Origin of the sequence: Hymenobacter crusticola (assembly GCF_002154225.1) — a bacterium.
Taxonomy (GTDB): domain Bacteria; phylum Bacteroidota; class Bacteroidia; order Cytophagales; family Hymenobacteraceae; genus Hymenobacter; species Hymenobacter crusticola.
Genome location: NZ_MTSE01000003.1, coordinates 159,271 through 183,040, shown reverse-complemented (window position 1 = coordinate 183,040; position 23,770 = coordinate 159,271). Strand labels below are relative to the sequence as shown.

22 protein-coding genes are annotated in these 23,770 nt (G+C 54.9%); 15 read left to right on the top strand and 7 right to left on the bottom strand.

The window, feature by feature from the left end:
* Window positions 1-364: 364 nt before the first annotated feature.
* On the bottom strand, window positions 365-1,081 hold the full coding sequence (locus BXP70_RS07135; protein WP_086593772.1) for a 3-keto-disaccharide hydrolase: 717 nt from the start codon (window positions 1,079-1,081) through the stop codon (window positions 365-367).
* A gap of 126 nt (window positions 1,082-1,207) precedes the next feature.
* Window positions 1,208-1,486, bottom strand: coding sequence for a hypothetical protein (locus BXP70_RS29395; protein ID WP_143436400.1), 279 nt, complete (start codon window positions 1,484-1,486; stop codon window positions 1,208-1,210).
* A gap of 245 nt (window positions 1,487-1,731) precedes the next feature.
* Between BXP70_RS29395 and BXP70_RS07130 the strand changes: the two genes are divergently transcribed.
* From BXP70_RS07130 to BXP70_RS07120, 3 genes are all read left to right on the top strand, one after another.
* Window positions 1,732-2,802: a Gfo/Idh/MocA family protein gene (locus tag BXP70_RS07130; protein ID WP_245849549.1), complete on the top strand. Its 1,071-nt coding sequence runs from the start codon at window positions 1,732-1,734 to the stop codon at window positions 2,800-2,802.
* A 20-nt stretch (window positions 2,803-2,822) separates the two neighbouring features.
* Window positions 2,823-3,410: a GNAT family N-acetyltransferase gene (locus BXP70_RS07125; RefSeq protein WP_086593350.1), complete on the top strand. Its 588-nt coding sequence runs from the start codon at window positions 2,823-2,825 to the stop codon at window positions 3,408-3,410.
* A 100-nt stretch (window positions 3,411-3,510) separates the two neighbouring features.
* Window positions 3,511-3,879 carry an SMI1/KNR4 family protein gene (locus BXP70_RS07120; protein ID WP_086593349.1) on the top strand — a complete coding sequence of 123 codons (369 nt, stop codon included), beginning with the start codon at window positions 3,511-3,513 and terminating at the stop codon, window positions 3,877-3,879.
* 80 nt (window positions 3,880-3,959) lie between these two features.
* Here BXP70_RS07120 and BXP70_RS07115 read toward each other — a convergent pair whose 3' ends face one another.
* On the bottom strand, window positions 3,960-4,883 hold the full coding sequence (locus tag BXP70_RS07115; RefSeq protein ID WP_086593348.1) for an AraC family transcriptional regulator: 924 nt from the start codon (window positions 4,881-4,883) through the stop codon (window positions 3,960-3,962).
* A gap of 252 nt (window positions 4,884-5,135) precedes the next feature.
* On the opposite strand from BXP70_RS07115, the gene hxlB reads away from it, so the two are divergent.
* From hxlB to BXP70_RS07065, 9 genes are all read left to right on the top strand, one after another.
* Window positions 5,136-5,720, top strand: a complete 585-nt coding sequence (gene hxlB, locus BXP70_RS07110) for a 6-phospho-3-hexuloisomerase (protein ID WP_086593347.1) — start codon at window positions 5,136-5,138, stop codon at window positions 5,718-5,720.
* Between the two features lie 54 nt (window positions 5,721-5,774).
* Window positions 5,775-6,407 (top strand): 3-hexulose-6-phosphate synthase, encoded by a 633-nt coding sequence (hxlA, locus tag BXP70_RS07105; protein ID WP_086593346.1) that lies wholly within the window; start codon window positions 5,775-5,777, stop codon window positions 6,405-6,407.
* 151 nt (window positions 6,408-6,558) lie between these two features.
* On the top strand, window positions 6,559-7,431 hold the full coding sequence (locus tag BXP70_RS07100) for a carboxypeptidase-like regulatory domain-containing protein (protein ID WP_086593345.1): 873 nt from the start codon (window positions 6,559-6,561) through the stop codon (window positions 7,429-7,431).
* Between the two features lie 165 nt (window positions 7,432-7,596).
* Window positions 7,597-8,199, top strand: coding sequence for a Uma2 family endonuclease (locus BXP70_RS07095; RefSeq protein ID WP_218779755.1), 603 nt, complete (start codon window positions 7,597-7,599; stop codon window positions 8,197-8,199).
* 290 nt (window positions 8,200-8,489) lie between these two features.
* A complete protein-coding gene (locus tag BXP70_RS07085) occupies window positions 8,490-8,744 on the top strand; it encodes a hypothetical protein (RefSeq protein ID WP_086593343.1) in 255 nt (84 codons plus the stop codon).
* Window positions 8,745-9,012: 268 nt separating this feature from the next.
* Window positions 9,013-12,474 (top strand): methylmalonyl-CoA mutase family protein, encoded by a 3,462-nt coding sequence (locus BXP70_RS07080; protein WP_086593342.1) that lies wholly within the window; start codon window positions 9,013-9,015, stop codon window positions 12,472-12,474.
* A 77-nt stretch (window positions 12,475-12,551) separates the two neighbouring features.
* Window positions 12,552-13,073, top strand: a complete 522-nt coding sequence (locus tag BXP70_RS07075; protein WP_086593341.1) for a hypothetical protein — start codon at window positions 12,552-12,554, stop codon at window positions 13,071-13,073.
* A 294-nt stretch (window positions 13,074-13,367) separates the two neighbouring features.
* Window positions 13,368-13,916: an REP-associated tyrosine transposase gene (locus tag BXP70_RS07070; RefSeq protein WP_086593340.1), complete on the top strand. Its 549-nt coding sequence runs from the start codon at window positions 13,368-13,370 to the stop codon at window positions 13,914-13,916.
* Window positions 13,917-14,044: 128 nt separating this feature from the next.
* On the top strand, window positions 14,045-15,451 hold the full coding sequence (locus BXP70_RS07065; RefSeq protein ID WP_086593339.1) for an APC family permease: 1,407 nt from the start codon (window positions 14,045-14,047) through the stop codon (window positions 15,449-15,451).
* 171 nt (window positions 15,452-15,622) lie between these two features.
* Here BXP70_RS07065 and BXP70_RS07060 read toward each other — a convergent pair whose 3' ends face one another.
* Complete coding sequence (locus BXP70_RS07060; RefSeq protein WP_218779754.1) at window positions 15,623-16,216, bottom strand: hypothetical protein; 594 nt, start codon at window positions 16,214-16,216, stop codon at window positions 15,623-15,625.
* A 125-nt stretch (window positions 16,217-16,341) separates the two neighbouring features.
* Window positions 16,342-16,854, bottom strand: coding sequence for a GNAT family N-acetyltransferase (locus BXP70_RS07055; RefSeq protein ID WP_086593337.1), 513 nt, complete (start codon window positions 16,852-16,854; stop codon window positions 16,342-16,344).
* 305 nt (window positions 16,855-17,159) lie between these two features.
* On the opposite strand from BXP70_RS07055, the gene BXP70_RS07050 reads away from it, so the two are divergent.
* Both BXP70_RS07050 and BXP70_RS07045 read left to right on the top strand, forming a co-directional pair.
* On the top strand, window positions 17,160-17,762 hold the full coding sequence (locus BXP70_RS07050; protein WP_179197615.1) for a DUF1579 family protein: 603 nt from the start codon (window positions 17,160-17,162) through the stop codon (window positions 17,760-17,762).
* A 345-nt stretch (window positions 17,763-18,107) separates the two neighbouring features.
* The gene (locus BXP70_RS07045) at window positions 18,108-18,884 is read left to right on the top strand and encodes a DUF1349 domain-containing protein (protein WP_086593335.1); all 777 of its coding nucleotides are present in this window, start codon (window positions 18,108-18,110) and stop codon (window positions 18,882-18,884) included.
* Between the two features lie 166 nt (window positions 18,885-19,050).
* Here BXP70_RS07045 and BXP70_RS07040 read toward each other — a convergent pair whose 3' ends face one another.
* Together BXP70_RS07040 and BXP70_RS07035 are read right to left on the bottom strand one after the other, a co-directional pair.
* Entirely contained in the window at window positions 19,051-20,025 is a 975-nt protein-coding gene (locus BXP70_RS07040) for an alpha/beta fold hydrolase (protein WP_086593334.1), read from the bottom strand.
* A 133-nt stretch (window positions 20,026-20,158) separates the two neighbouring features.
* Window positions 20,159-21,025 carry a helix-turn-helix transcriptional regulator gene (locus BXP70_RS07035; RefSeq protein WP_086593333.1) on the bottom strand — a complete coding sequence of 289 codons (867 nt, stop codon included), beginning with the start codon at window positions 21,023-21,025 and terminating at the stop codon, window positions 20,159-20,161.
* 243 nt (window positions 21,026-21,268) lie between these two features.
* On the opposite strand from BXP70_RS07035, the gene BXP70_RS07030 reads away from it, so the two are divergent.
* On the top strand, window positions 21,269-23,089 hold the full coding sequence (locus tag BXP70_RS07030) for a peptidoglycan D,D-transpeptidase FtsI family protein (RefSeq protein ID WP_086593332.1): 1,821 nt from the start codon (window positions 21,269-21,271) through the stop codon (window positions 23,087-23,089).
* The last annotated feature ends 681 nt before the right edge of the window (window positions 23,090-23,770 follow it).

Genomic DNA, 23,770 nt, shown 5'->3' with positions numbered 1-23,770 from the left:
TGAAATAATGTAGAATGCAGCCGGTCAATGGTTACGTTGAGTACTGACCCGTTGCGTTAAATCACCCTTCCCAAACGGGATGCAAGGTAGAAGGTTAGGCGGCCACGGTTGCTTCTGATGGCAGTACTGCAGGCAGGGTTTTCCACTGGCCGCTAGCACGTGTCCATCCTACAAGTAGGTACGCCTTCTTACCACTTCAGCCGCAGTTCATTCAACAACAAAAAGGCACCCATTTCGGGTGTCCTTCTTCACTTCGCAAGACAACCTTATACTTCCTGACCGCCCTATTGCTATTGTGGCTCCTGCTATCATGGCTTCTGCAACTGCACCCCAGCGGGCAGCAGCTTGCGCGCTAAAACCTAGGTCACTCCAGGGTCTTGATTTTGAAGTTCTTGTACTCAATTTTCATGGGCGGCCCCACGTGTACCTGCACGCCGATCCAGCCGCTCAGCTTGCGGTTGGCGGCATCATCGTCGGTCACGTCGGACATGAGCACGTCGTTGATGTAGTGCTGTAGATGGTTGCCTTTCACCACCAAGTGCACCCGGTTCCAGTCGCCGGCTTTGATGTGCTGCTGCAGGGCCGCGCGGCCGCCCCCTAGGCTGTCGAGCACTTGTGGGGGCTGGCCTTCCACGAGACGCACGCGCTGCCCACGCAAAGCCAGGAACTTGCGGCCCCGTTCCTCATAGTTCTGCCCGGCGTAGCGGTTGCGGCCGTCGAGGTCGGCCTGGTAGCCTTGCAGGGCGTAGGGCAGATCGGGCACCTCTTCGCTGCGGTAGTTGATGCCACTGTTGCCAAGGGCCGAAATTCGGTAATCAACCAACAATTCGAAGTCGCGGGGCTGCCCGCCGCGCCAGATAATGAAGGTGTTGCGCTTTAAGATGGTAGCCGGCGTAACTTCCCCCACCAGCACGCCGTCGCGCACGTGCCAATACGTGGTATCGTATTCCCAGCCGCGCAGGGTCTTGCCGTCAAAAATAGCCTGGTAGCCTTTCTCCGCCCGCGGCGTTTTGGGGGCAGTAGCACAGCTCATGGTCAGGAGCAAGCTGTTCGCTAGCAGAAGGAATACGGGAGTTTTCATACGGCAAGGAAGCGGATATACCGCGCATTTCAAGGCAGCCATGATGAACATCTCCGTTAGCGCAGCCCACCAAAGCCCGCAGGGCATAGCGAGAGATAGCACTTTTAAGCCTTACAATGCGCCAGGCTAAACCCCGCGAAGCATCGCTACCACAGAGGGTATCTTATTTACTTTGACCGTACTAAATGCCTCGACTGGCGGGCACCAGCTGAAGTGTGGCGGTCTTTTGCGCCTGGGCGGCGGAGTTGAGGTGCCCCAAGCTAGGTTGATGATGTTCTCGCCGCAGGCATCGTAGAGCAGGCGCAAAACCATAATGCCCGACTGCCCAATCCGAGGCAGGGTGGTCAACAGTTCGAGCGGCAACGCTGCCTCACCGGGCAGCTCGAAGGCCGGGGGAATCGTCATGCAAGCGTCAAGATAAGCCGGAAGGCCGTCAAAGATCCTTTACCTCAACCGTACTGGCTTTGACAGAGTTGCCGCCCGCGGAGCAGCTACACGCAGGTTGCGCTGGCGAGGTAATTTAGCATCCCGAAAGGTTCATCGCTTTCTTACCTAGGCCTTGGCGGGCAAAAATGCGTACTGCTAGTTTCACCAACCTACTTCCCCTCGGTAGCATGATGTTCAAGTACCTACTCACCTTTTGCCTGCTGATGGCAGCATCCGGAGCCACTTTCGCCCAAAAAGCCCCCTTGCGCGTGGGTATCGTGGGCCTTACGCACGCGCACGTGCATGGCATTCTAGGTCGCAAAGGCCACGATGATCTTCAGATCGTCGGGATTGTGGAGCCCAACCGGGACCTAGCCCAACGCTATTCAAAGCAATACGGCTACTCCATGAACATCGTGTACAAGACCACGGACGAAATGCTAGCAGCCACCAAGCCCGAGGTTGTTACGGCCTTTGGGAGCATCTACGAGCACCTGGCCGTCGTGCAGGCGTGCGCCCCGAAGGGCGTCCACGTCATGGTAGAGAAGCCCCTAGCCGTGAGTCTGGACCACGCTCGCAAGATGGAGGCCCTGGCCAAAAAGCACCACATTCAGCTGCTCACCAACTATGAAACGACGTGGTACCCCACCAATCACGAGGCCTACGATTTGCTAAAAAAAGGCACGGTGGGCCCGCTGAGCCAGGTGGTTGTGCACGATGGGCACCGCGGCCCGAAGAACATAGGCGTCAACAAGGAGTTCTTGGATTGGCTGACCGACCCCGTACAAAACGGCGGCGGTGCCCTCATCGACTTCGGCTGCTACGGCGTGAACCTGATGACGTGGCTGCAAGACGGCAAACGCCCCACCACTGTGACGGCCGTCACGCAGCAGCTTCAGCCCGAGAACAACCCGAAAGTTGACGACGAATCGACCATCCTACTCACCTACGACAACGCCAAAGCCACGATTCAAGGCTCCTGGAACTGGCCTATTGGCCGCAAAGACATGGAGGTTTACGGCAAAACGGGCGTCATCTATGCCGACAATAAGAACGACCTGCGCGTGCGCCACGCCGAAGGCTACGACCAGTACAAGGAAGAGAAGCGCCACCTCGAAGACCGCCAAGCCCCGTACGATGACCCATTCACGTTTCTGGTGGGCGTGGTGCGCAATGAAATAACGCTCAAACCCTACGACCTTTCCTCGCTGGAAAACAACATGATTGTAGTGGAAATCCTGGAAGCTGCCCGAGAAAGTGCTAAAACGTATAAAAGCGTGACCCTAGGCAAATAGAGGCCACTGAATTGCGACCCATGCACTTTCCCTACCAAGACTTACCGCCCTCGTTGCGCCTCCGTTACGAGCTTGTAGACGGGTCGAATGTGCAGGCTTATTTGCCGCTGTTTGCTGGCGACCCCTCGCCTTTTGTCGATCAGCGCTTCAAGCACCAAGCTAGGTTGGCAGTATACGCCGAGGAGTTGCTTACCGACCTGCGTCACTCTTGCAAGCGCGGGGCCTGCGACTGGCTCGTGCGCCGACGCACCGATTTGCAGCCGGTGGGCGTCGTGCACCTCTACAACTTAAGCCACGAGGTAATTGCTGGGCGCATTCCGTATTGCGCCGTCGGCTATGCGTTGGCAGCGCCATTTCGCCGACAAGGATATGGGCAAGAAGCGCTCAATCAATTGCTTACGCAGGCGGCCCAGTTGTTCGGACGCACCGAAGTGCGGGCGCTGTCGGCTGTCGAGAACCTAGCTTCCCAGGCCCTGCTACAACGTTGTGGCTTTACGCTGCTGGAAGAACGTGCTGCCGCCTACAGGCGAGGCGCTGTGCGGCTGTGGCAGCGGCCATTGTTGTCCTCGGATCAGGAGCCGAGCGCGCTTCGCGGAGCCGGCAAATAGCTAAAATTCAGGCTTCTCGGTGAAGATATATTGCCCATATCTCAGTTGAGCCTGACAAACCTGCGTTACTACCTTATTCAACAGCTATTAACCAGAAACCATGTCTCATCAGCCAACGATTACGCCACAAGAGATGCAGCTGCTCGTAGCAAAGCTAGGTTTCGAGGTACCCCAAGAATATACGACCTACCTAGCCCACGAGAACCGGAACTTCATCAAAATAGACAAGCTTGCCTACCTCTGCGGCGTAGATGAGCTACTTCCCTACAATGCCGGCTACAACGCCGAGGAACAATACCCCGGCTATTTCCTCATCGGCTCAGATGGCTCTTTGGATGCGTTTGCTATCGAGAAGGCCACCCAGCACTTTGTGTTGTTTCCTTTCATTCAAGCAGAGCACGAGGAAGTTACGCTACTCGCTCAAACGTGGAAGGAGTTCTTGCACCACATCCATACCGCTGTCGTGTAAAGCCTCGCCCTAACGGCAACAACACACTTTTACAACGTGTTATGCCCTGCAAACCACCTAGTTTCGGTACCTAGCTTTTGCTAATTGACAATGCACAACACCCGGTAGTCGGTCGGCGTCATGCCCTCCATCTGGCGGAACATGCGGGTGAAGTAGTTCAGGTTATTGAAGCCTGCCTTAAAGCAAATTTCGGTGATGCTGAGCGCCGAGTTTTTCAGGCATTTCTTCGCCAGACGCATGCGCTCTTTGATAATGTAGTCGATGGGCGACAGGCCAAACTCTTGCTTAAAGGCGCGGTAGAAATTAGGCTTGCTCATGTACACCTTAGCACTCAGGTCGTCGACGCTGATCTTCTCGGCTATGTTTTCCTTGATGTAGTGCAGGATGTGCGCAAACCGATTTGAGGTAGCCAGCACCGCTACATTATGCTCTTTCTCATGCAGGCTCTGCACCTGCATGATGCGCAGCAACAGCTCCTTTACCGTGAAATCGGCTAGGATGTCTTTGTTCTGCGAGTCGCCAAACCCGATGCGCACCAGCTTGTAAATAAGCGCCGTTACCTCTTCATCATTATAGAAGTAGTGCTGATTGAAGCCGAAAGTCCACTTCTCGGCCTCGGTCTTAGGATAGTGCTCGTTCAGGTAGTTCACTGTGTCGATGATTTGCAGCCGGTCGATGGCGAGGGCCACGCACTGGGTCGGGTTTTCGTCGGAGGCCTCCGGGAAGTCTATCACCATTTTTAGGTTGGGCGGCACCACCATCGTGTTGCCAGGCAGGTAGTTGAACTCCTCCTGGTTGAAGAGGTGCATTACCTTCTTGCCGCGCAGCATGTTGGTGAGCACCAAGTCGCTGTACGACTGCTCAACCTGGGCACTTTGCAGGTGCGTTTCGAGGATGCTGAGCTCATACTTTTCGAGGGTTTGCACCCGGCGATGATCAATCAGGGTGGCAAGGTCCTGCGCTTTGGTGAGTGGGATGCGAGGAAGCAAATCAGTTACGGTCATTACGGAAATAGGCAACAAGCAATCCGCGAGGATTGGGGTGGTAAGTACAGGATGGATTACGAGCAAAAACAGGCTAGCCCCACCCGGCTAGGCATGTTTGATAGGATAGTGCCACCGATTGATATCATTCTGCAAAGGCCTCCTTTTTGGCTGCCCTAGCTTTGCAGCGCAATCGTCGGAGTACTTCGCAGCGCGCCGGCATGCCGTCCATCTACCAGGCCTTTTTGCCTGGCCACGCAACCCACCACCTTGATGAGCACCACCACGTCTGATAAGCTGAGCCTTGTCTTACAAGACAATTTGCAGGTCATCCTTCAGGAAAATCAACAACTAGCTCAGAAGCTCGACTTGGCGGCGGCGGTGGCCGTAATCCCACTTCTTCAACACGCCGAGCGCGTTTTTGTTGTCGGCGCGGGCCGCACGGGGCTAGCCCTGAAGGCCGCCGCTATGCGCCTGATGCACCTAGGTCTGACGGTGTTTGTCGTCGGCGAAACCACCACGCCCGCCATCAAGGCTGGCGACTTGCTGCTAGCCGGCTCCGGCTCCGGCACGACCAGCACCATCGTGAAGGCAGCTGAAAAGGCGGTGGCAGCGGGCGCCCAAGTCGTGGCCATCTCCACTACCACCGCGTCGCCGCTGGCAGACCTAGCCACGCAAGTGGTTGTGCTGCCCGCCGCCCAGAAGCAAGACCACGGCGGCGAAATCTCCAAGCAATACGCCGGCAGCTTGTTCGAGCAAGGTGTGCTGCTGCTCCTCGATGCCCTTTTCCAAACGCTATGGGGCCTCGATGGCACCCCGGCCGAAGAACTCTGGAAGCGCCACGCCAATCTGGAATAACCCTGGCTGGCAATTCTTTACCTATTTCCTCTCCCCTCAAAACCAACCCATAACATGGCTAAATTACAAGTTGCAATCGACCTCCTGACCACCAAAGACGCCTTGGCCCTTGCCGAGAAAGTAGCGCCCTACGTGGATATCATTGAGCTAGGTACGCCCCTCATCAAAAGCGAAGGCCTAGCTGTCATCACGGCGATGAAGCAAGCCCATCCCGACAAATTGGTGTTTGCCGACTTCAAAACCGCTGACACCGGCGAGCTAGAAGCCGACATGGCCTTCAAAGCCGGCGCTGACCTCGTTACCATCCTAGGTGCCGTAGACAACGCCACCGTTATCGGAGCCGTGAAGGCCGCCAAAGCCCACAACAAAGGCGTGGTAGTAGACACCATTGGCGTAACCGACCGCGTAAAGCGTGCCCAAGAAGTATCGGCTTTAGGGGTTGAATTTGTGGAGCTGCACGCTGGCCTCGATGAGCAAGCCCAAGCCGGCTACTCCATCCAAGTTCTGATCGATGAAGCCACGCGCGCCGGTGTTCCGGTTTCCATCGCGGGCGGTGTCAACCTGAGCAACATTGCGGCCGTGAAGCAAGCAGGCGTGGCCGTAGCTGTAGCCGGTGGTGCTATCTACGGCGCCGCCGACCCAGCCGCCGCCGCCAAGGAACTGCGCGAGGCATTCGACGCCGCGTAACGCTGACGGTGCCTTGAGGGCACCTAGGTTTTCAAACTTGCAAAAAAGCTCCGGCCGTTGGCCGGAGCTTTTTTGTTGGCCTTATAGCTCGATGCAACGCCTGAGTGGGTCGCAGACCTCCTATCGGAGTTCACTCATTTAGTATCTGCGTATGCTGTATCTCCGGCTCTGGCTTACTGGCCTGCTTGTATTCTCCCTGTTTATCTCCTTCCCTGCCCGTGCGCAGTCCATCTCAACGGGCAAGATCACAACTCCTACCGGTGCCCCGGTAGCCTATGCGTCAGCAGGGGTCAAGGGCAAACCCCTCGGGACAGTAGCAGCTGCAGACGGCACTTTTTCGCTTTCCGCTTTTGCGCCCGCTGCTCCTACAGATACCGTCATTGTATCATGCGTAGGGTACCAGTCGCGTCAGATGTTAATGAGTCAGTTACGGCAACAACCAGCGGTACAGCTTCTTCCAATGGCAACTCAGCTCCAGGAAGTAGTAGTGCATAGCAAGCCCCCTAAGCGTACAATCCTAGGCCATAACAGCTGGAGCCTGTTTACTAGTCTTAACTTCTACACGACCAAAGACACAGTGCCCCACGACCGCCTCGGTCGGGAAGTAGGCTTGCTCATGAAAATCAAACAGCCTGTTCGCTTGGAGAGCTTTCATTTGTTTGTGTTCAACAGTGACTTCTCATCCGTAACGTTTCGCCTCACGATCTACGCCGTGGCAAACGGTCAACCGCAAGCTCCTTTATTGCAGAAGGACGTCATTTTTGAGGTAGCCGGGCGGCAGCACGGGTGGCGGGAGGTTGATTTGCGGCCTTACGCTATCGAATTGGCTGGACACCAAGATGTCGTAGCATCCGTGCAATGGCTACAAAGCACGACCGACCAACCCACCAGCAAATACTTCGGAATAGCCACCCACTTGTCGCCCTTTCACAGTACTTTCTTGCGGGATAAAAGCCAGGAAAGCTGGCGCAAGATGGGAGCAAATACGAGTCTGTATTTCACGGCTTGGGCTTACCCAGAGTAGATCCTAACGCGGATTACAAATCCGGCCGAGCAACGACCGTTGTCTGAAGCTTCTTGTTGTCTTGTAGCTTAACCTAGCACTTTGTTACACCTAGGTCCACGTCACTAAAACGCCGAGCTAACGCCTAGCGTTTAGGCATTACAGCCAAACTAGTATCTTTCTGCTATGGTTCCTTCCTTCTCCGAACACAGTCTGGTATTGCGCGGCCCGTATCTGGAAAAGATGACGGATGACGAGTTCTTCGACTTCTGCCAGCAACACCCCGAGTTGCGCATTGAGCGCACTGCTAACCACGAAATCCTGATTATGTCGCCCACCGGCAGCCACTCCGGCAAACGCAATGCTCGTCTTAATGGGCAGTTATATAATTGGTTCATGACCTGTCCACAGCTAGGAGAGGTTTTTGACTCCAGCACCGGCTTCACCTTGCCCGATAGTTCCGTCAAGTCGCCCGACGCATCTTGGGTAGCGGCCGAAAAATGGAACAGCCTGACGCTAGAGCAGCAAAGTCGCTACGCGCCGCTTTGCCCTGACTTCATCGTAGAGCTAGCTTCTGATTCCGATGATGTAAAGGAATTACAGAAGAAGATGCTTGATTGGCAGCACAATGGCGCCCGCCTAGCTTGGCTCATCGCCCCGAAAACGGAAACGGTCTATATCTACCGCGCCGGCCAGCCGGAGCCGGAAGTGGTGCAAGGGTTTGACCAGGAGCTTTCGGGAGAAGACGTGCTACCGGGGTTCCGATTGCGGCTGGCGGAGTTGCGGTAAGTACGGCTCAGCTAGCAGTTGGAACAGGTAAGTTCAGCGCAATTATGAATAGCATGATTATCAAGATTAATACCCATCCATTAGTAATCTCGTCACCTAGGTAATCTGTGTAAGAGCGGTGCTTACGTTGCAATAAGCCCCGAAAAAGGGCCCAGCGGATTGTTCCGCCAATCCACTGGAAAAGAATTTCTATAATGATTTCACCGATAAACTCTGCCATATCACCTAAATTACGTACGGCTAATATATACCTATTTACATTGTTTATTACTATCTCTTTGTAGAGCTAAATGGGATATTTCGCAATAGACAATAGGCAATTTGAATTAGTGGTTGCTAGCAACGTCGGTACACGAGATGGTATGAGCTGGGAGCTTTGGGATAATATCAAAGGAGAGTGGTTCCTGTTAGTCGAATTATTCAGGAATGACGCTTCTAAGAAGATTGCCTTTTCAGCCTTTTACAAAGTAGATATTCCCTTTTCGGCTTTAGAAGTTCTTCTAAATAACTTTAATAGCAATGGAGGCAAAGAATTTCATGACTAACTCTGAGGAAGTATCTTAAGTCAAGCCAAGCTAGATTGATTACCAACTCAATACGCCCCGCGCCTACCCAGCCGGGGCTTTTTCGTACCTTAGAGTCACCCGAACGGTGTAGAGACGCAATACTTTGCGTCTCGTCGTTGCTGATGTTGTTTGTCCTGAACGGCGCGACCTAGGTCGTTAGCTACGCTGATCTTCGATTCAACGACAAGACGCAAAGTATTGCGTCTCTACATCGTTCTATTACCACCCAACGCTACCCCACCCCACTATGCAACCCACCCCAGTTGCCCCTTACAAACCCCAGAACCATATCCGCATCGTGACGGCGGCCGCTTTGTTCGACGGCCACGATGCGGCCATTAATGTGATGCGCCGCATCATCCAGAGCAGCGGCGCCGAAGTAATTCACCTGGGGCATAACCGCGCCGTACAGGAAATCGTCGATTGCGCGGTGCAGGAAGATGCCCAGGCCATTGCCATTACCAGCTACCAGGGCGGCCACAATGAGTACTTCAAGTACATGCACGACCTGCTGAAGGAACGCGGCGCGGGCCACGTGAAGATCTTCGGTGGCGGGGGCGGCGTGATTCTGCCTACCGAGATTGAGGAGCTGCACGCCTACGGCATTGAGCGCCTCTACTCCCCCGACGACGGCCGTGCCCTCGGTCTGCAAGGCATGATCAACGACTTGCTCCAGCGCTGCGACTTCCCCACGGGCCAAAACCTGAACGGCGAAGTGACGCACGTAAAAGAGAAAGACGCCCGCAGCATCGGCCGCCTGATTTCGGCCGCCGAAAACTTCCCTGATGAGTTTGAGCGGGTGAAAGGCCAGCTGATTGCCGATTTCCAGCAGTCAGAAAGGGGTTCTGACCAGCGTATTGATTCCGACGACCAGAAGAAAGCGCCTATCCTAGGTATTACCGGGACGGGTGGTGCGGGCAAATCTTCGTTGGTGGATGAACTGGTGCGGCGCTTCCTGATGGACTTCCCCGACAAAACCATTGCAATCATCTCCGTCGACCCAAGCAAGCGTAAGACCGGCGGCGCCTTGCTCGGCGACCGGATTCGGATGAACGCCATCAACTCGCCGCGGGTGTACATGCGCAGCCTCGCCACGCGCCAGAGCAACCTAGCCCTGAGCCGCTACGTGCAAGACGCCGTAGACGTAGTGCGCGCCGCCGAGTTCGACCTCATCATTCTGGAAACCAGCGGCATTGGCCAGTCCGACACCGAAATCATCGAGCACTCCGATGCTAGCCTCTACGTGATGACGCCCGAATACGGCGCGGCCACGCAGCTGGAAAAGATCGACATGCTCGACTTCGCCGACGTCATTGCCCTAAACAAATTCGATAAGCGCGGTGCCCTCGACGCCCTGCGCGACGTACGCAAGCAGTACCAGCGCAACCACCAGCTCTGGGACCAGCCCCTGGACGAGATGCCGGTGTTCGGCACCATCGCCTCGCAGTTCAACGACCCCGGCATGAACCGGCTCTACCGTGCTATCCTGAGCATGCTGGAGCAAAAAACCGGGCTAGCTTTCGCCTCCCACCTCGAAACCAGCAAAGAGGACTCGGAGAAGATCTACATCATTCCGCCGCACCGCACGCGGTATTTATCTGAAATCGCCGAAACCAACCGTAGCTATGATCTTTGGGTTCAGAAACAATCCGAGGTTGCCCAGCATCTTTTCGGGCTCTCCCAATCAATTGACGCCGTCCGAAGCCTCCAAACCGGAGGACATGGCGGCGGGAACAGCAGCGACGGACCCCAGGCCGGAGAACTCGTCGCCGGTCTGGAGAAAACCTTCGCGGAAATCAAGCTCCGGCTGGACGGCCAGAACTGGAAACTCCTGGAAACCTGGCCGCAGAAAGTAAAAGCCTACCGCGACCCGGAGTTCATCTTTAAGGTGCGCGACAAGGAAATTCGCATCCAGACGCACTCCGAAAGCCTGTCGCACCTCCAGATTCCGAAGGTGAGCCTGCCCCGCTACACGGCTTGGGGCGACTTGCTGAAGTGGCAGTTGCAGGAGAACGTGCCCGGCGAGTTTCCCTACACGGCCGGTGTGTTCCCCTTTAAGCGCGAGGGCGAAGACCCCACCCGCATGTTTGCCGGCGAAGGCGGCCCCGAGCGCACCAACCGCCGCTTCCACTACGTATCGGCTGGTTTGCCCGCCAAGCGCTTAAGCACGGCGTTCGACTCCGTCACGCTCTACGGCGAAGACCCCGACGTGCGCCCCGACATCTACGGCAAAATCGGCAACGCCGGCGTGAGCATCGCCTGCCTCGACGACGCCAAGAAGCTTTACTCTGGCTTCAACCTAGCTGCCCCCGCCACGTCGGTTTCCCTGACGATCAACGGGCCAGCCGCCATGCTCGCGGCGTTTTTTATGAATGCCGCCATCGACCAGCAGTGCGAGCTGTATATCAAGGAGTACGGGCTGGAAGACGAAATCAACCAGAAGATTGACGCCCTATATCAGCAGTACGGTCAGCCCCGCCCCCGCTACCAGGGCGAGCTGCCCCAGGGCAACGACGGCCTAGGCCTAATGCTACTTGGCGTGACCGGCGACCAAGTGCTGCCCCCGGACGTGTACCAACAGATCAAAGCGCGCACGCTCAGCCAAGTGCGCGGCACCGTGCAGGCCGACATTCTGAAGGAAGACCAAGCCCAGAACACCTGCATCTTCAGCACCGAGTTTGCCCTGCGCCTCATGGGCGACGTGCAGGAGTACTTCATCCAGGAGAAGGTGCGCAACTTCTACTCGGTGAGTATCAGCGGCTACCACATTGCCGAGGCGGGTGCTAATCCCATCACGCAGCTAGCCCTCACGCTCTCCAACGGCTTCACCTTCGTAGAATACTACGTGAGTCGCGGCATGGACGTGAACGACTTCGCGCCCAATCTCTCGTTCTTCTTCTCCAACGGCATCGACCCCGAGTACGCCGTCATTGGCCGGGTGGCGCGTCGCATTTGGGCCAAGGCCATGAAGCTGAAGTACGGCGCCAACGCCCGCTCGCAGATGTTGAAGTACCACATCCAGACCAGCGGCCGCAGCCTGCACGCCCAGGAAATCGACTTCAACGACATCCGCACCACGTTGCAGGCCCTCTACGCCATCTACGACAACTGCAACTCCTTGCATACCAACGCCTACGATGAGGCCATTACCACGCCCACCGAAGAATCGGTGCGCCGAGCCATGGCCATTCAGCTCATCATCAACCGCGAGCTAGGTCTGGCCAAAAACGAAAACCCGCTCCAAGGCTCCTTCATCATCGAGGAACTAACTGATCTGGTGGAAGAAGCGGTATTGCTGGAATTCGACCGCATCACCGACCGTGGTGGCGTGCTGGGCGCCATGGAAACCATGTACCAGCGCGGCAAGATCCAGGAGGAAAGCCTCTACTACGAAACGCTGAAGCACACGGGCGAGTACCCCATCATCGGCGTGAATACCTTCCTCTCCTCCAAAGGCTCGCCCACCATCATCCCCGCCGAGGTGATCCGCGCCACGGAAACCGAAAAGCAGTACCAGATCGACATGCTAGGATTGCTCCACACCCGCAACGCCACCGAAGCCCCGCAGCGCCTAAAGCAACTGCAACAAGTAGCCGTGCAAAACGGCAACCTGTTCGCCGAGCTGATGGACACCGTGAAGTTCTGCTCGCTCGGGCAGATTACGAATGCGCTGTTTGAGGTTGGCGGGCAGTATCGGCGGAATATGTAAATCGGATTTGATTTAGGAATTAGAAAAAGGTGTGCATCATCTGATAGCACACCTTTTTACCTCTAAGCGGAATGTAGATGATTTTCTTAAATAATCTTGAGATTAGCGGTGCTAACTATCCATCCTGGGACACTATTCCAGATGAAGTCTGGCAGGGCATTCTCAACAATTTTATATTCAAAATATCTGATAGCTTCGCTTTCATGGGTGTTTCTAAGAAAGCAGATTTGTTTCCTAATGGATTGTCTTACTTCAATAACTGGAAACTTGATATTATCGAACTAATTGAAGTTGAAGATGACATAGTCTGTAGATTTCAACTTAATGAAAGCTGTAAATCAAAGCTTTTGGAATACGAATTTGCAGTCCACAGTTTCAAAAGCAAACAGTTTAGTAATTACTACGAATTTGATCAATTATACTTTTTTAGTGGCAACCGATTAGTTGTAAATTATATAAATCACGAGTCCATGCTCGATTTCATTGACCTTAATGAAACCGAGATAAAATTCATTGAAGGCTTAGAGCCTCATATCAAGAAATTTTTGATTGATCCTTCTGTCCTCACCGTAGCTCTCGAAGCTGCAAAAATGAAGTAACCCTGACTGGCGCAAGTTTAGCGTAGCGTAACTCATGCCTAGCTTTTGGGTGGAGGTTACACCCTCTAACTGGCGCGAGTTTATAACTCGTGCCTAGCTTTAGGTGGAGGTTGTACCTCCACTGCCGCGCGAGCGGCAAGCCCGTGTTGTGCAGTTTGTTCAACTAGCAACAACGATTTCGTTCTGACGTGGGAGGCACAGCCTCCCGGCAAGATTGGCACGAGTTACGCTGCGCTAAACTCGCGCCAGGTGTTCAGCTACGTTAGTTGCGCATTCTGTTGCTTCCTTGCTAGCATGAGCACGAAGTACAAGATCCACGATTCCCAGCAGCTTTACTTTGTCAGCTTTGCAACCGTTAACTGGATTGATGTCTTCACGCGGCGGCTCTACAATGACATCTTCGTGGACAGCTTGCGCTATTGCCAGCAACACAAAGGGCTAGAACTTTACGCGTGGTGCCTAATGACAAACCATGCCCACCTAATTATCAGTAGCGAGCAGGATAACTTATCCTCCATCTTGCGCGACCTAAAGCGGCATACATCCAAAACGATTCTGCAAGCTATTCAGGAGAACATGCAGGAAAGCCGCCGGGAGTGGATGCTGTGGATGTTTGAGCGCGCTGGGCAGCGTAATTCCCACAATGAGCATTACCAATTCTGGCAGCAAGACAACCATCCCATTGAGTTGCATTCCAACGAGCTACGCCGCCAGCGCCTCGACTACTTACACCGCAACCCGGTGGTAGCCGGCTTCGTGGATACTCCGGAAGATTTTCTCTATAGTAGCGCCCGCAGCTATGCCGGGCAGTCTGGCTTATTGGAAGTACTTCTCATTGGCTGAATGGCCTCGTTGATTCTAACTAGCGCGAATTCAGAGAGTAGCTACAAGGAAATTCGTTTTAGAAGCCTTGCCGCGCCAACGGCAAACTGATAGCGACCCGCCTAGCGCCAAACCAGTTACCTTGGAGCATGAAAATTCCAGAAAAGCCACCCGTGGCTGCTCCCGTAACGCTGGTTCGAGCCTTTGGCGTAGTTAGTGGCACGTTGCTGGTGGCAGGTATCGTGGTTGGGTCCGGTGTTTTCAAGAAGATTGTGCCGCTGGCGCAGAGCGGCTTGAGCGCGGAGTGGATTCTGGCCGCCTGGATGGTGGCGGGCCTGATTACCATCTGCGGTGCCCTGAACCTGTCGGGTATGGCTTCGCTCACCGAAGAATCGGGCGGCATCTACGAGTACCTGCGGCTGTCGTTTGGCAATTTCGCGTCGTTCCTGTTCGGGTGGACGGATTTTGCCATCATCGGTTCTGCTTCGGTGGCGGCGCTGGCCTTCATTTTCGCCCAATCTATCAACGCGTTGATGCCCCTGCCCAACCCGGCCCAAGCCTGGGCGCACCTCTCCATCGGCCAGCTAATTTACCCCTTCGCCGACTCGGGCATCAAGTTCCTGGCCATCGGCACCACGGCGGCCCTCACCTGGGTAAACTACCGTGGGGTGAGCGGCAGCGGACGGCTCAGCAACATCTTCACGGCGGCCAAAATCGGGGGTATTCTGCTGCTCATCTTCGCGGGCTTGTTTCTGGCTTCGCCAAACTCTGGCAACACGTCGGCGGCGGTAGTGCCCACGCAAAGCGTGTCGCTGGCCAGTGCCTTTTTTGGCGCCTTGCTCAGCGTGTTCTGGGCCTACGACGGCTGGGTAGACCTCTCCTTTGTCACGGGCGAAATCAAAAACCCGCGCCGCAATGTGCCCCGCGCCATCGTTGGCGGAGTCAGCATAGCCATTGTGCTGTACGTGCTGGTCAACTACGTGTATCTGCGCACGTTGCCCCTGGCCCAGCTGGCGGCGGTAGGCCCAAACGAAATCGGGGCGTCCGTGGTGGCGGAGGCCTTGCTGGGCAAGTGGGGCAAAACGGGCGTCACAGTCTTGATTCTGGTGAGCGTGTTCGGCACACTTAACGCGGTGCTGCTCTCGCACACCCGCGTGCACTTCCGCATGGCGCAGGAAGGCTTTTTCTTCCGTTCGGCCGCGACGGTGCACCCCCGCTACCGCACGCCCTACCGCGCCCTGGCTTACACCCTAACGTGGAGCAGCCTGCTCATTATCTCCGGCACCTTCGAGCGCCTAACTGACCTGGTTATTTTTGCTACCTTCCTCTTTTATGGCTTGCTGGCCGTGGCCGTGGTGAAAATGAAACGGCAAGGCCGCATTCCAGGCCCGGTGCCCGGCTTTCCGTTCGTGCAAATCGTGCTCATCCTGTTTGCCCTCACCTTCACTGGCCACACACTGGTTACGCAGCCTACCCAGTCGCTCTTGGGCTTCGGCCTGATTCTGACCGGCCTCCCGTTTTTCGTGTACTTCCGTCGGCGGCAAACACGCGCCTAACAAACAAGTGGCCTACCTCCAACTAGCGCGAGTTTAGATCTCGTACCTAGCTTTTAGGTGGAGGTTGCACCTCCATTGCCACATCAGCGGCAAGCTGATGCCGCCCGGCTTGTTCATCTAGCAACAATAATTGCGTTCAGACACAGGAGCCGCAACACTCTAGCAGAAGTTCTATCGATTCAATAAGCTGTATAGCAACGCGCAAGCCATTAACAACAGAAAAGCCATCCATCCATACCCACTCCAACTTCTATCAAGCTTACACAACTTATCATCATCAAGGCACCATTTGAACCTCCTTCGCTCATTCTGAACATGAGCGATAAAAGAATGATAATTCCGTGTTTCGAAGGAGGTGATTTTTATATCCTTTTCGTTGGAACGCTTTATATACGTTTGCTTGCCTCGATAAACATTAAAATCTCTAAAATCATGCGACGAGTTAATTGAAAGCTTTCTCTCTTCTATTGCTTCAATATCTACTAATTCTATTCTGCGCTTTTGCAGCAAAATAGGCTGTTTAATTATCAAAGCTTTATTAGTCAAAACGAAGCTCCGCATAGTAATTAATACAAAAATCGACACACTTGTAAATGCAATAAATCCGCCAGTAAGTAGCCAAAATATAATAGTACCTATAGCTTTATCTGTTTCATCGGTAATATACCATGGTGATGTAAGAAGGATATAGCTGAAACAGCCACACAACACAGCACCTCCTACTACAAATCCTATATAAAGCGGGCTTATTTTAGATTTGTACACTATCTGCTCCACTCCTTTATAATTTCAATTTTAGGTTTTAACTGGCGTGAGTTATACTGCGCTAAACTCGCGCCAAGTGTGCCATCTAGAGCAACCTAGGTGACGTTTGTCGTTCTAACACACATTCACACTCGCTCCAAGTTGTCCGGTCGCAGCACGTAGCACCGCAATTCAGGCACGACGGGGTCGGTGGGTGTGAAGCCTACGCGTGTCAGGAGCCGCTGCGAGGCGCCATTATCGGGCTCAGTGTAGGCCTCGATTTGCTGCAAGGCTAGCTGCTCGAAGCCAAACACGCACGCCGCCCGTACGGCTTCGGTCATCAGCCCACGGCTGCGGTAGTCAGAGCGCAGTACGTAGCCGATTTCGCCATGAGCGTCGGCAAAGCCGCGGTAGAATCCGCAGGTACCCACCAGCGTATTAGTGTTAGCTAGCGCGACGGCCCAGTGAATCGTCTGGCCGTTGTGGTAATCCTGCTCAATGTGGGCTAGCATACGCTCTGCCTGTTCACGCGTGGCAGCGGGTTGCCCGTCGTAGAACGTAATTGGCTGCACGGCGTCGAGGTCGGCAGGCACGAGGGCACGCAACCGCAACTGGGCCGTGCGCAGCTCTGGAAAAAAGGGAAAGACATCGGGGCGCATAAGGCGTAAACTACGCAAAAAGCTCAGCTATCCTAACGGCGTTGACTCTACCTAGCGCGGCACAGCTCCTGCTAGCTATGCATGAATATCGTTCTGTTGCTCACATATTTATGTGATTGATACTATCCTGTTAGCAGCCGTTCTTTACTTTGAGTTGGCACGCGTACTTCCCTTTGATAGAATCCAAGTTTTCAGGTCGCTAAATCGCAAAGCATAGGAGCTTTAGCGCCTTGCCCTTGAACAAGAAGGTTTCTCTTTTAGGAATGCAGCCAACGGTCTTCTTTCCAAACCATTACGGCCCTCAAATGAAGCTTCTTGCCCTCACTACTCTTTCGAGTCTATGCTTAGCCCACGTTGCGCTGGGCCAACAACCGCTCGCCGCAACCAAAGCAAAAACGTCTGCCCCGGTTACTGCCGTAGCCACTGAGCAACCCGGCGCGGCTGACGAATTCCATAAGATGCTGGCGCGGTCGAACGGTGCATGGACCGGTCAGGCCACGATGACGTTTTCCCCGGATGCTCCCCCGATGACGAGTACCTCTACCCTAATCAATCACATGGCGATGGGTGGGCTCTACCAAGTCTCGGAGATTACCTACGTGATTATGGGTAAGCCCATTACCGGGATTCGGGTAACGGGCTACGACGCCAACAAAAAGATCTTTACCCGCGCCATGATCCAAGATGGCGGCAACGGAGTAGCGATGGAAGGCCCCTGGGACGCCGCCTCGAAAACCATGACGTTTCGCTACCAACAGATGAATAACGCCACCGGTAAAGCAGCGGATATGAAGGAAGTCTATACCATCGTAGACGCAAATACCGAGGTGCTCGAAATCTATCGGGTAGACCCACAAACCGGCCAGGAATCGAAGATCCTGCATGTGAAGTGGACCCGGAACCAGTAGAACCAAAGAGCGTTCGTCTGGCGCGAGTTCAGCATTCCTCACATAATAGGGTGTTATAACACATGCCTCGCTTCAGATAAAGGTTAGGCATCCACTGCCGTGATTGCGGCAAGCCTGTGCTGCGCCACTTAGAGCAACCTAGGTGTCATTTCTATTTAGGTAGGCCCTACTCAGTTTCATAAGTAGGCGCAACAAGCTCATGCGTACTATCTAGCAATAAATTCACACCTTAGCGAAGAAAAAACGAAACAGCACTCCACCTACGCACTTGTCGCTGGAGCTTCTCATGGCTCCCTGCCAGAGCTTCTTCCTAAAAGCCGCCCACCTTTTTACAAACCAGCGTACATGAAGCAGAAGCTTTCCTTTTTCCCTGTGGTACTCGCGACGGTCCTGCTGGGTAGCTGCTCCGACAACAAAACGCAGGATGTAGCGGCTACGAGCGATACGTCGGCGCCGGCGGCCACTAGCGCTACTGCCGGAGACTCTGGCCGGGTGAGTGGCACGCCTTGCGATATCAAGCTAGCTAACATCCACTTTACCAAGGCCATCAATGGGGCCGACACCTTAACAAAGGTTGATAAGAATGGGCGGATGGCTTTCCGGGTCGGCGCCAAGAAGGACTTTTTCAGTGACCCCAACGACGGCAAGCTGTCGAACAACACAGCTCCCATTCTGCTGGCGAAAGTAGACAACACCAAGCCGTTTACGCTGGTTGCGAAGGTCTTCCCAGGCTTCACAGCAAAAGGGCTTTACAATGCCGGCGTGCTCTATATTTACTCCACCGATAGCTTCTGGCAGAAGCACTGCTTCGAGCAGGATGAGCGCGGCAACCATCGCATCGTGACGGTGCGCACCATGGGTACCTCCGACGATAACAACCACGACATAGTGAAAAGCCCGTCGGCGTACATGAAGATTTCGTCGGATACGCGCACGGTAGCGAGCTACTATTCGCTCGACAACAAGAACTGGCAAATGGTACGGCTTTACAAAAACAATTACCCCGCCGCAATCTGGGTAGGGGTAAGCGCGCAGTGCCCCGTTGATACGGGCACCGTCAGCCATTTTGAGCAGATAAGCCTAACGCAAAATAGCGTAACTGATTTTCGCTTAGGAAATTAGCTGACTTTTTAGCTGCATTTCGACCTGAACTAATGTGGGTGTAATACCGCGTAGTTTGTGCCAGCTCTGGCTACACGCTATAGCCCCGTTACTCTTCTCCACTGGTTGACGGCGCCTAAGTAGCAGAACTACCCAGGTGCCGCCAACCTTGAGTTGCGCCTACCGGCTATTGCAGAAAGTTCAGGACAGCCTCTACTACTTGGGCGGGTTTCTCTTCGAACATATAATGTCCACTATCGAGTAGTCCGATTACCTCCAGGTTTTCAGCTACATAAGGGAGCCCCATGCGCATGTTATTGTAGGCCACGTAGCTCCCGATGCCCAATACCGGCATAGTCAGGCGGGGGTAGGTGGTGGCGTCCTCCATGTCTTGATTGAAGGTTTGGTACCAGGCATTGGCGGCCCGGATGTTCTCGGGTTGGTTGTACGCCGCCGCATACACCTGCCGGTCAAACTCCGTCATGTGGCGCTCATCGATCATGACGTAGCGAAAGAGCCAGTCGAGCACGTAGCGGAAGCGGCCGGCCAGCAGTTGTTCGGGCAACTCTTTGATCTGGTTGAACGACATCCACCACATGTAGGGGTTGTTGCCGTCCATCTTGGCCTCGAAGGTGCCAGGGGCGGGCAGCATGCTCATGTGCCGCATGCCTTCGCTAGGGTACCCCCCATCGGCTAGAATTACTTTGGTTATGGCTTCGGGGTAGTTGAAGGCAAAACTCATGGCTACCATGCCCCCGATGTCATGACCTAGCAGCGCTACTTTCGGTAGGCCAAGCAGTTGCGTTAACGCATACACATCCTGCGCCATGGTTTTTTTGTCGTAACCGGAGCTAGGTTTGTCGGAAGTGCCCATGCCCCGGATGTCTAGGATAATGACGCGGTAGTGCTGGGCCAATTGGGTGGCTATGGGGTGGTAGGAGTACCAGGTTTGGGGCCAACCGGGTAAGCAAATGAGCGGTTTGCCGCTACCGCCTTCCACGTAGTGAAGCCGAATGCCGTTGACGGTTACGTAGTGGTTGGTGAAGCCAGGAAGCTTCTTCACTAGCTCCTCGTCTGAGTAGAGGTCTAGGTTTGCTGCCGATGTAACGTCGCTTGATTGGGCGTGCTGGGTGCCTTCGGTTGGTGCAATAGGAGTATGCATAAGAAATTGGTTGGGGGTGAAAGCAGTAGTTCGCTGCTTATTTGCGTGCTGCAAAGTTCCCCGTAACCGCTCCGGCCGGCTGCCCGATTCCTGCTGACTTCTTACAAATTCTTGCTTACTCGAAAAGCTGTAGCTAGGTGCGCTGAAACTCACGCGGACTTTGCCCAACCGCTCGTTTGAACGCGGCTGAAAAATGGGCGGGCGAGGCAAAACCTAGCGCATCGCTAATAGCGGCAATGGGCAATCCACCGGCGCGCAGCAGTTGGCGGGCCCGCTTGATTTTCCAGTCGAGCACGTATTGGTAGGGCGAACGGCCGGTAGTCAGCTTGAAGCGCCGGGCAAAGTGAAAGACGCTCAGGTTTGCTAGGTCGGCCAGCGCCGCCAGCGTGATGGTTTGCTCCGCCGAGGCTTCCACGTAGGAATCGATGCGCGCCAGCACCGCCGCCGACAACCGAGCCCCGGTGCCCGCAATGCGTCGCTCGTACGTGGCGTGATGCTCAATAAGATGGTACCCTAGCGTGTTCACCAACGACTCCGCGTAGAGCAGCCCGAGCGCATGCTCGCGCCCGGCCGCCGCCAGCAGTTGCCGACTTAGGTAAGGCAACAGGCCGTCCTCAAACCGAAACCGTTCGCGCAGGTTGAAATGCACCAAGTCGAGGCTTTGGCGGGCGCGGGTTTCCAGCCACTCGGGGTCTAGGTGCACGTGGATGACGTCGGCCGGCCCGTCCCAGGCGGAAGGTCCGTATTCTCCGGCCGGATACAGGCCCGCGTCGTTGCACCGAAACAGCCCCTCCTCCGCCCTATTTCCGCTTGGGCGGTGGGAGCGTACCGCCTGCGCTGCCTGGTGAATAAGCAGCAGGTGTTGGGCATGAAAATGCGCGGGCACTCCGCCGGGCTCCAACTGGTAGCGCTCCACCCGCAGCCCCGGCCATGCCTGCGCCGCGCTAGTTTCCACGGCGGGCAGGTCGTACAGCTCGGAAGTGTAGGTAGAGTAGTTCATAGGAAGCAAGCAGATGTACCGAGTAACCTTAGTAGCCGCCAGATGTTCTGCTTGCGTGGTTTCTTGGAGCTTCGATGACTTCTACCCAACCTCCATTAGCGCGGGTTGGGCAATTAGATAAGTTAAGCGGCTATCAAAAATAGACTGTCGGCGCAGGTTTGGTTTCGGCATGGTTTGAGTGGCGACGAGCTAGGTTCATCGAAAAGTATGAACCGAAGACCGGTAATTACCTAGCTTTACCTCATGCGTATAGCTTTTACTATTTGTAAAACAACTTTACTCGGATTACTCTTGTTGCTGGCCGCCTGCTCTTCCCCCGATCAGCAGCAAGACCAACCCGCTCAGAGCGAACGGGAAGAATACACCCGGCGCCGCGTGGTGGTATCCGACTCGCTATTCCGAGGCCGCGTGCTCGACCGGAATGACTCCGTGCTGGTAGCTACCCGCGCGCAATACCTGTTGAAGCTGCCGCGCCGCGTACTCGACACCCTCGCTCTGGGCCAGCTCTTGGGTTGGGACTCCACCACCGTTCGGCAGCGCATTGCCGATGCCCTCCCCTACGGCAAAGGCCAATTTGGCTACCCGGTTCAACTTCGCCTCACGGCCGCCGAAGTCAAGCGCGTGCAGCGCGACAGCAGTGCTACAGTGCCCAACCTCACTCTTATCACGCGCCGCCAACGCACGTACACTACCGACGCGGGTGCCCCCGTACTAGGTTACCTAAGTTCGGAGGCGCAGATCTTCTACCGGCAAGCCAAGCGCTACCGGCGCGGCCGCTTTTACCGGCTACGCAGCGGTGGCGTCGAGAGCTACTACAACGGCCTGCTCAACGGCCACCATGGCTACTTGCACCCGCTAGTAGATAAGCAGGGCAAGGAACATGGAACTTGGGCAAAAGACACGGCTTTCCTGCAAGGTCAAGACCTGCACCTGACCCTCGATGTGAAGCTACAAGCCTACGCCGAGAAGCTGATGGGCGGCCGCCGAGGCTACTTGGTGGCCCTAGACCCACGCACCGGCGAGATTCTATGCTCCGTGTCAGCGCCGGTGTATAAGGCATCCACCATCACGGCGCCCGACCAGGCCAGGATACGCACCGAGTTGCTACAAAGCGAAGACATGCCGCTGCTGAACCGGCCAGCTATGTTGGCCAACCCGCCCGGCTCCGTCTTTAAGCTAGTGAATGCCGCGGTAGCGTTGCAGCTAGGTGCTATCAGCCCTACTACGGGCTTCCGCTGCGACCAGTCGCTGGTTAGTTGCGTGCACCACCATCCCTCGGCCAAAAGCCTGACGATGGGTCTGAAGTACAGCTGCAACCCCTATTTCTACCAGGTGATGCAGAACCTGATCGACCGCATGTCTGACAGCCTAGCCGTGGATACGGTAGCCGAGCGCCACACCAACCTAGCTATTTGGTGCCGCTATGTCCGGTCGTTTGGACTGGACTCGGTGCTGGGAGTGGACGTACCTCGTGAAGCGCCGGGCTTTTTGCCTACGCCGGCTTATTACGACAAGGCCCGCCGCACAACAAATTGGACGTACCGCTCCATTTACTCGCTTAGCATCGGGCAAGGAGAAATTAACCTGACGGGTCTGCAAATGGCCAACATGGCGGCCATCATTGCCAACAGAGGCTGGTATTACACCCCTCACCTGGTGCGCAGCGTTGGGAAGAGCGGGCCACTGCCGCGCTTCACTGAAAAGCACCGCACCCTCATCGATAGCGCCAATTTTGCTGCACTAGTACCTGGCATGGTAGCCGTGATGCAGCGCGGCGGCACCGCCGACGCCTCCAGCCTAGCCGACGTGGGCATCACAGTAGCAGGCAAAACGGGTACCGTCCAAAACGACGAGGGTGACGACCACGCTGCCTTCGTCGGTTTCGCCCCAGCCGATAATCCTAAGATTGCGGTAGCTGTATACCTCGAAAATGGAGGCTTTGGGGCTACGGCAGCGGCGCCTTGTGCAGTGATGGTAATGGAAAAGTACCTGCGCGGCAGTATTGCGCCAAAACGCAAGCGGTGGGAAAAGCGCATTCAAAACCGTGCGCGAAACGGGTACTAAGTTAGCCCCGCTTCGTATGCGACGCCTCCCTAGCTTGTACTAGCCTTGTGCGTCGGCTTTACCTTGGGTTATGTACCCTAGCCTTCCATTAGGATCAAGTTTTCTTACACAAAATACTTGAGGGCATAGTATAATTTTTTTCCAAGCTACCTTCTCATCTACTCAGCTTTATCAAACATTGCTACCTCAATTATTGCTAATTCCAAATAACAATAGAGAGCGGCAACAAATTTTGCCAGCGTTTAATCCTAAAAAATACTTAGCCAGTAAGCGGCACCGGCTACAGTCTATCTACTCAACGGTTTTGTTTTGGAGGGGATGTGGCCGGCGCCGCTTACTGGCTTTTCTGTTGGCTGAGCGACCCAGAAACTGCTGCCCTCTTCAACAGTTTTTGCTAAGCCTGACAACCTAAATAGCTCGCGAGAACTTCAATTATCAAGACGTTTCATATACGCTCTTGCTTGCTTAACAACGTTTTATTATTTGCCAGTCAGTAGTTGAATGGCATAAATAATGGTAGAGGGAATAGCTGCGGCTCTGGAGAAAGTGCAATTACTGCACTGAGCTTATTACCATTTGCACTATTCCTTTATAACCTAATGAAACAGCTTTTTACCCTACCACATCCAGCAAAAACTACGTGTCGTTCCCCTCATATTCTTCGCCGAGTTGGAACGCTTT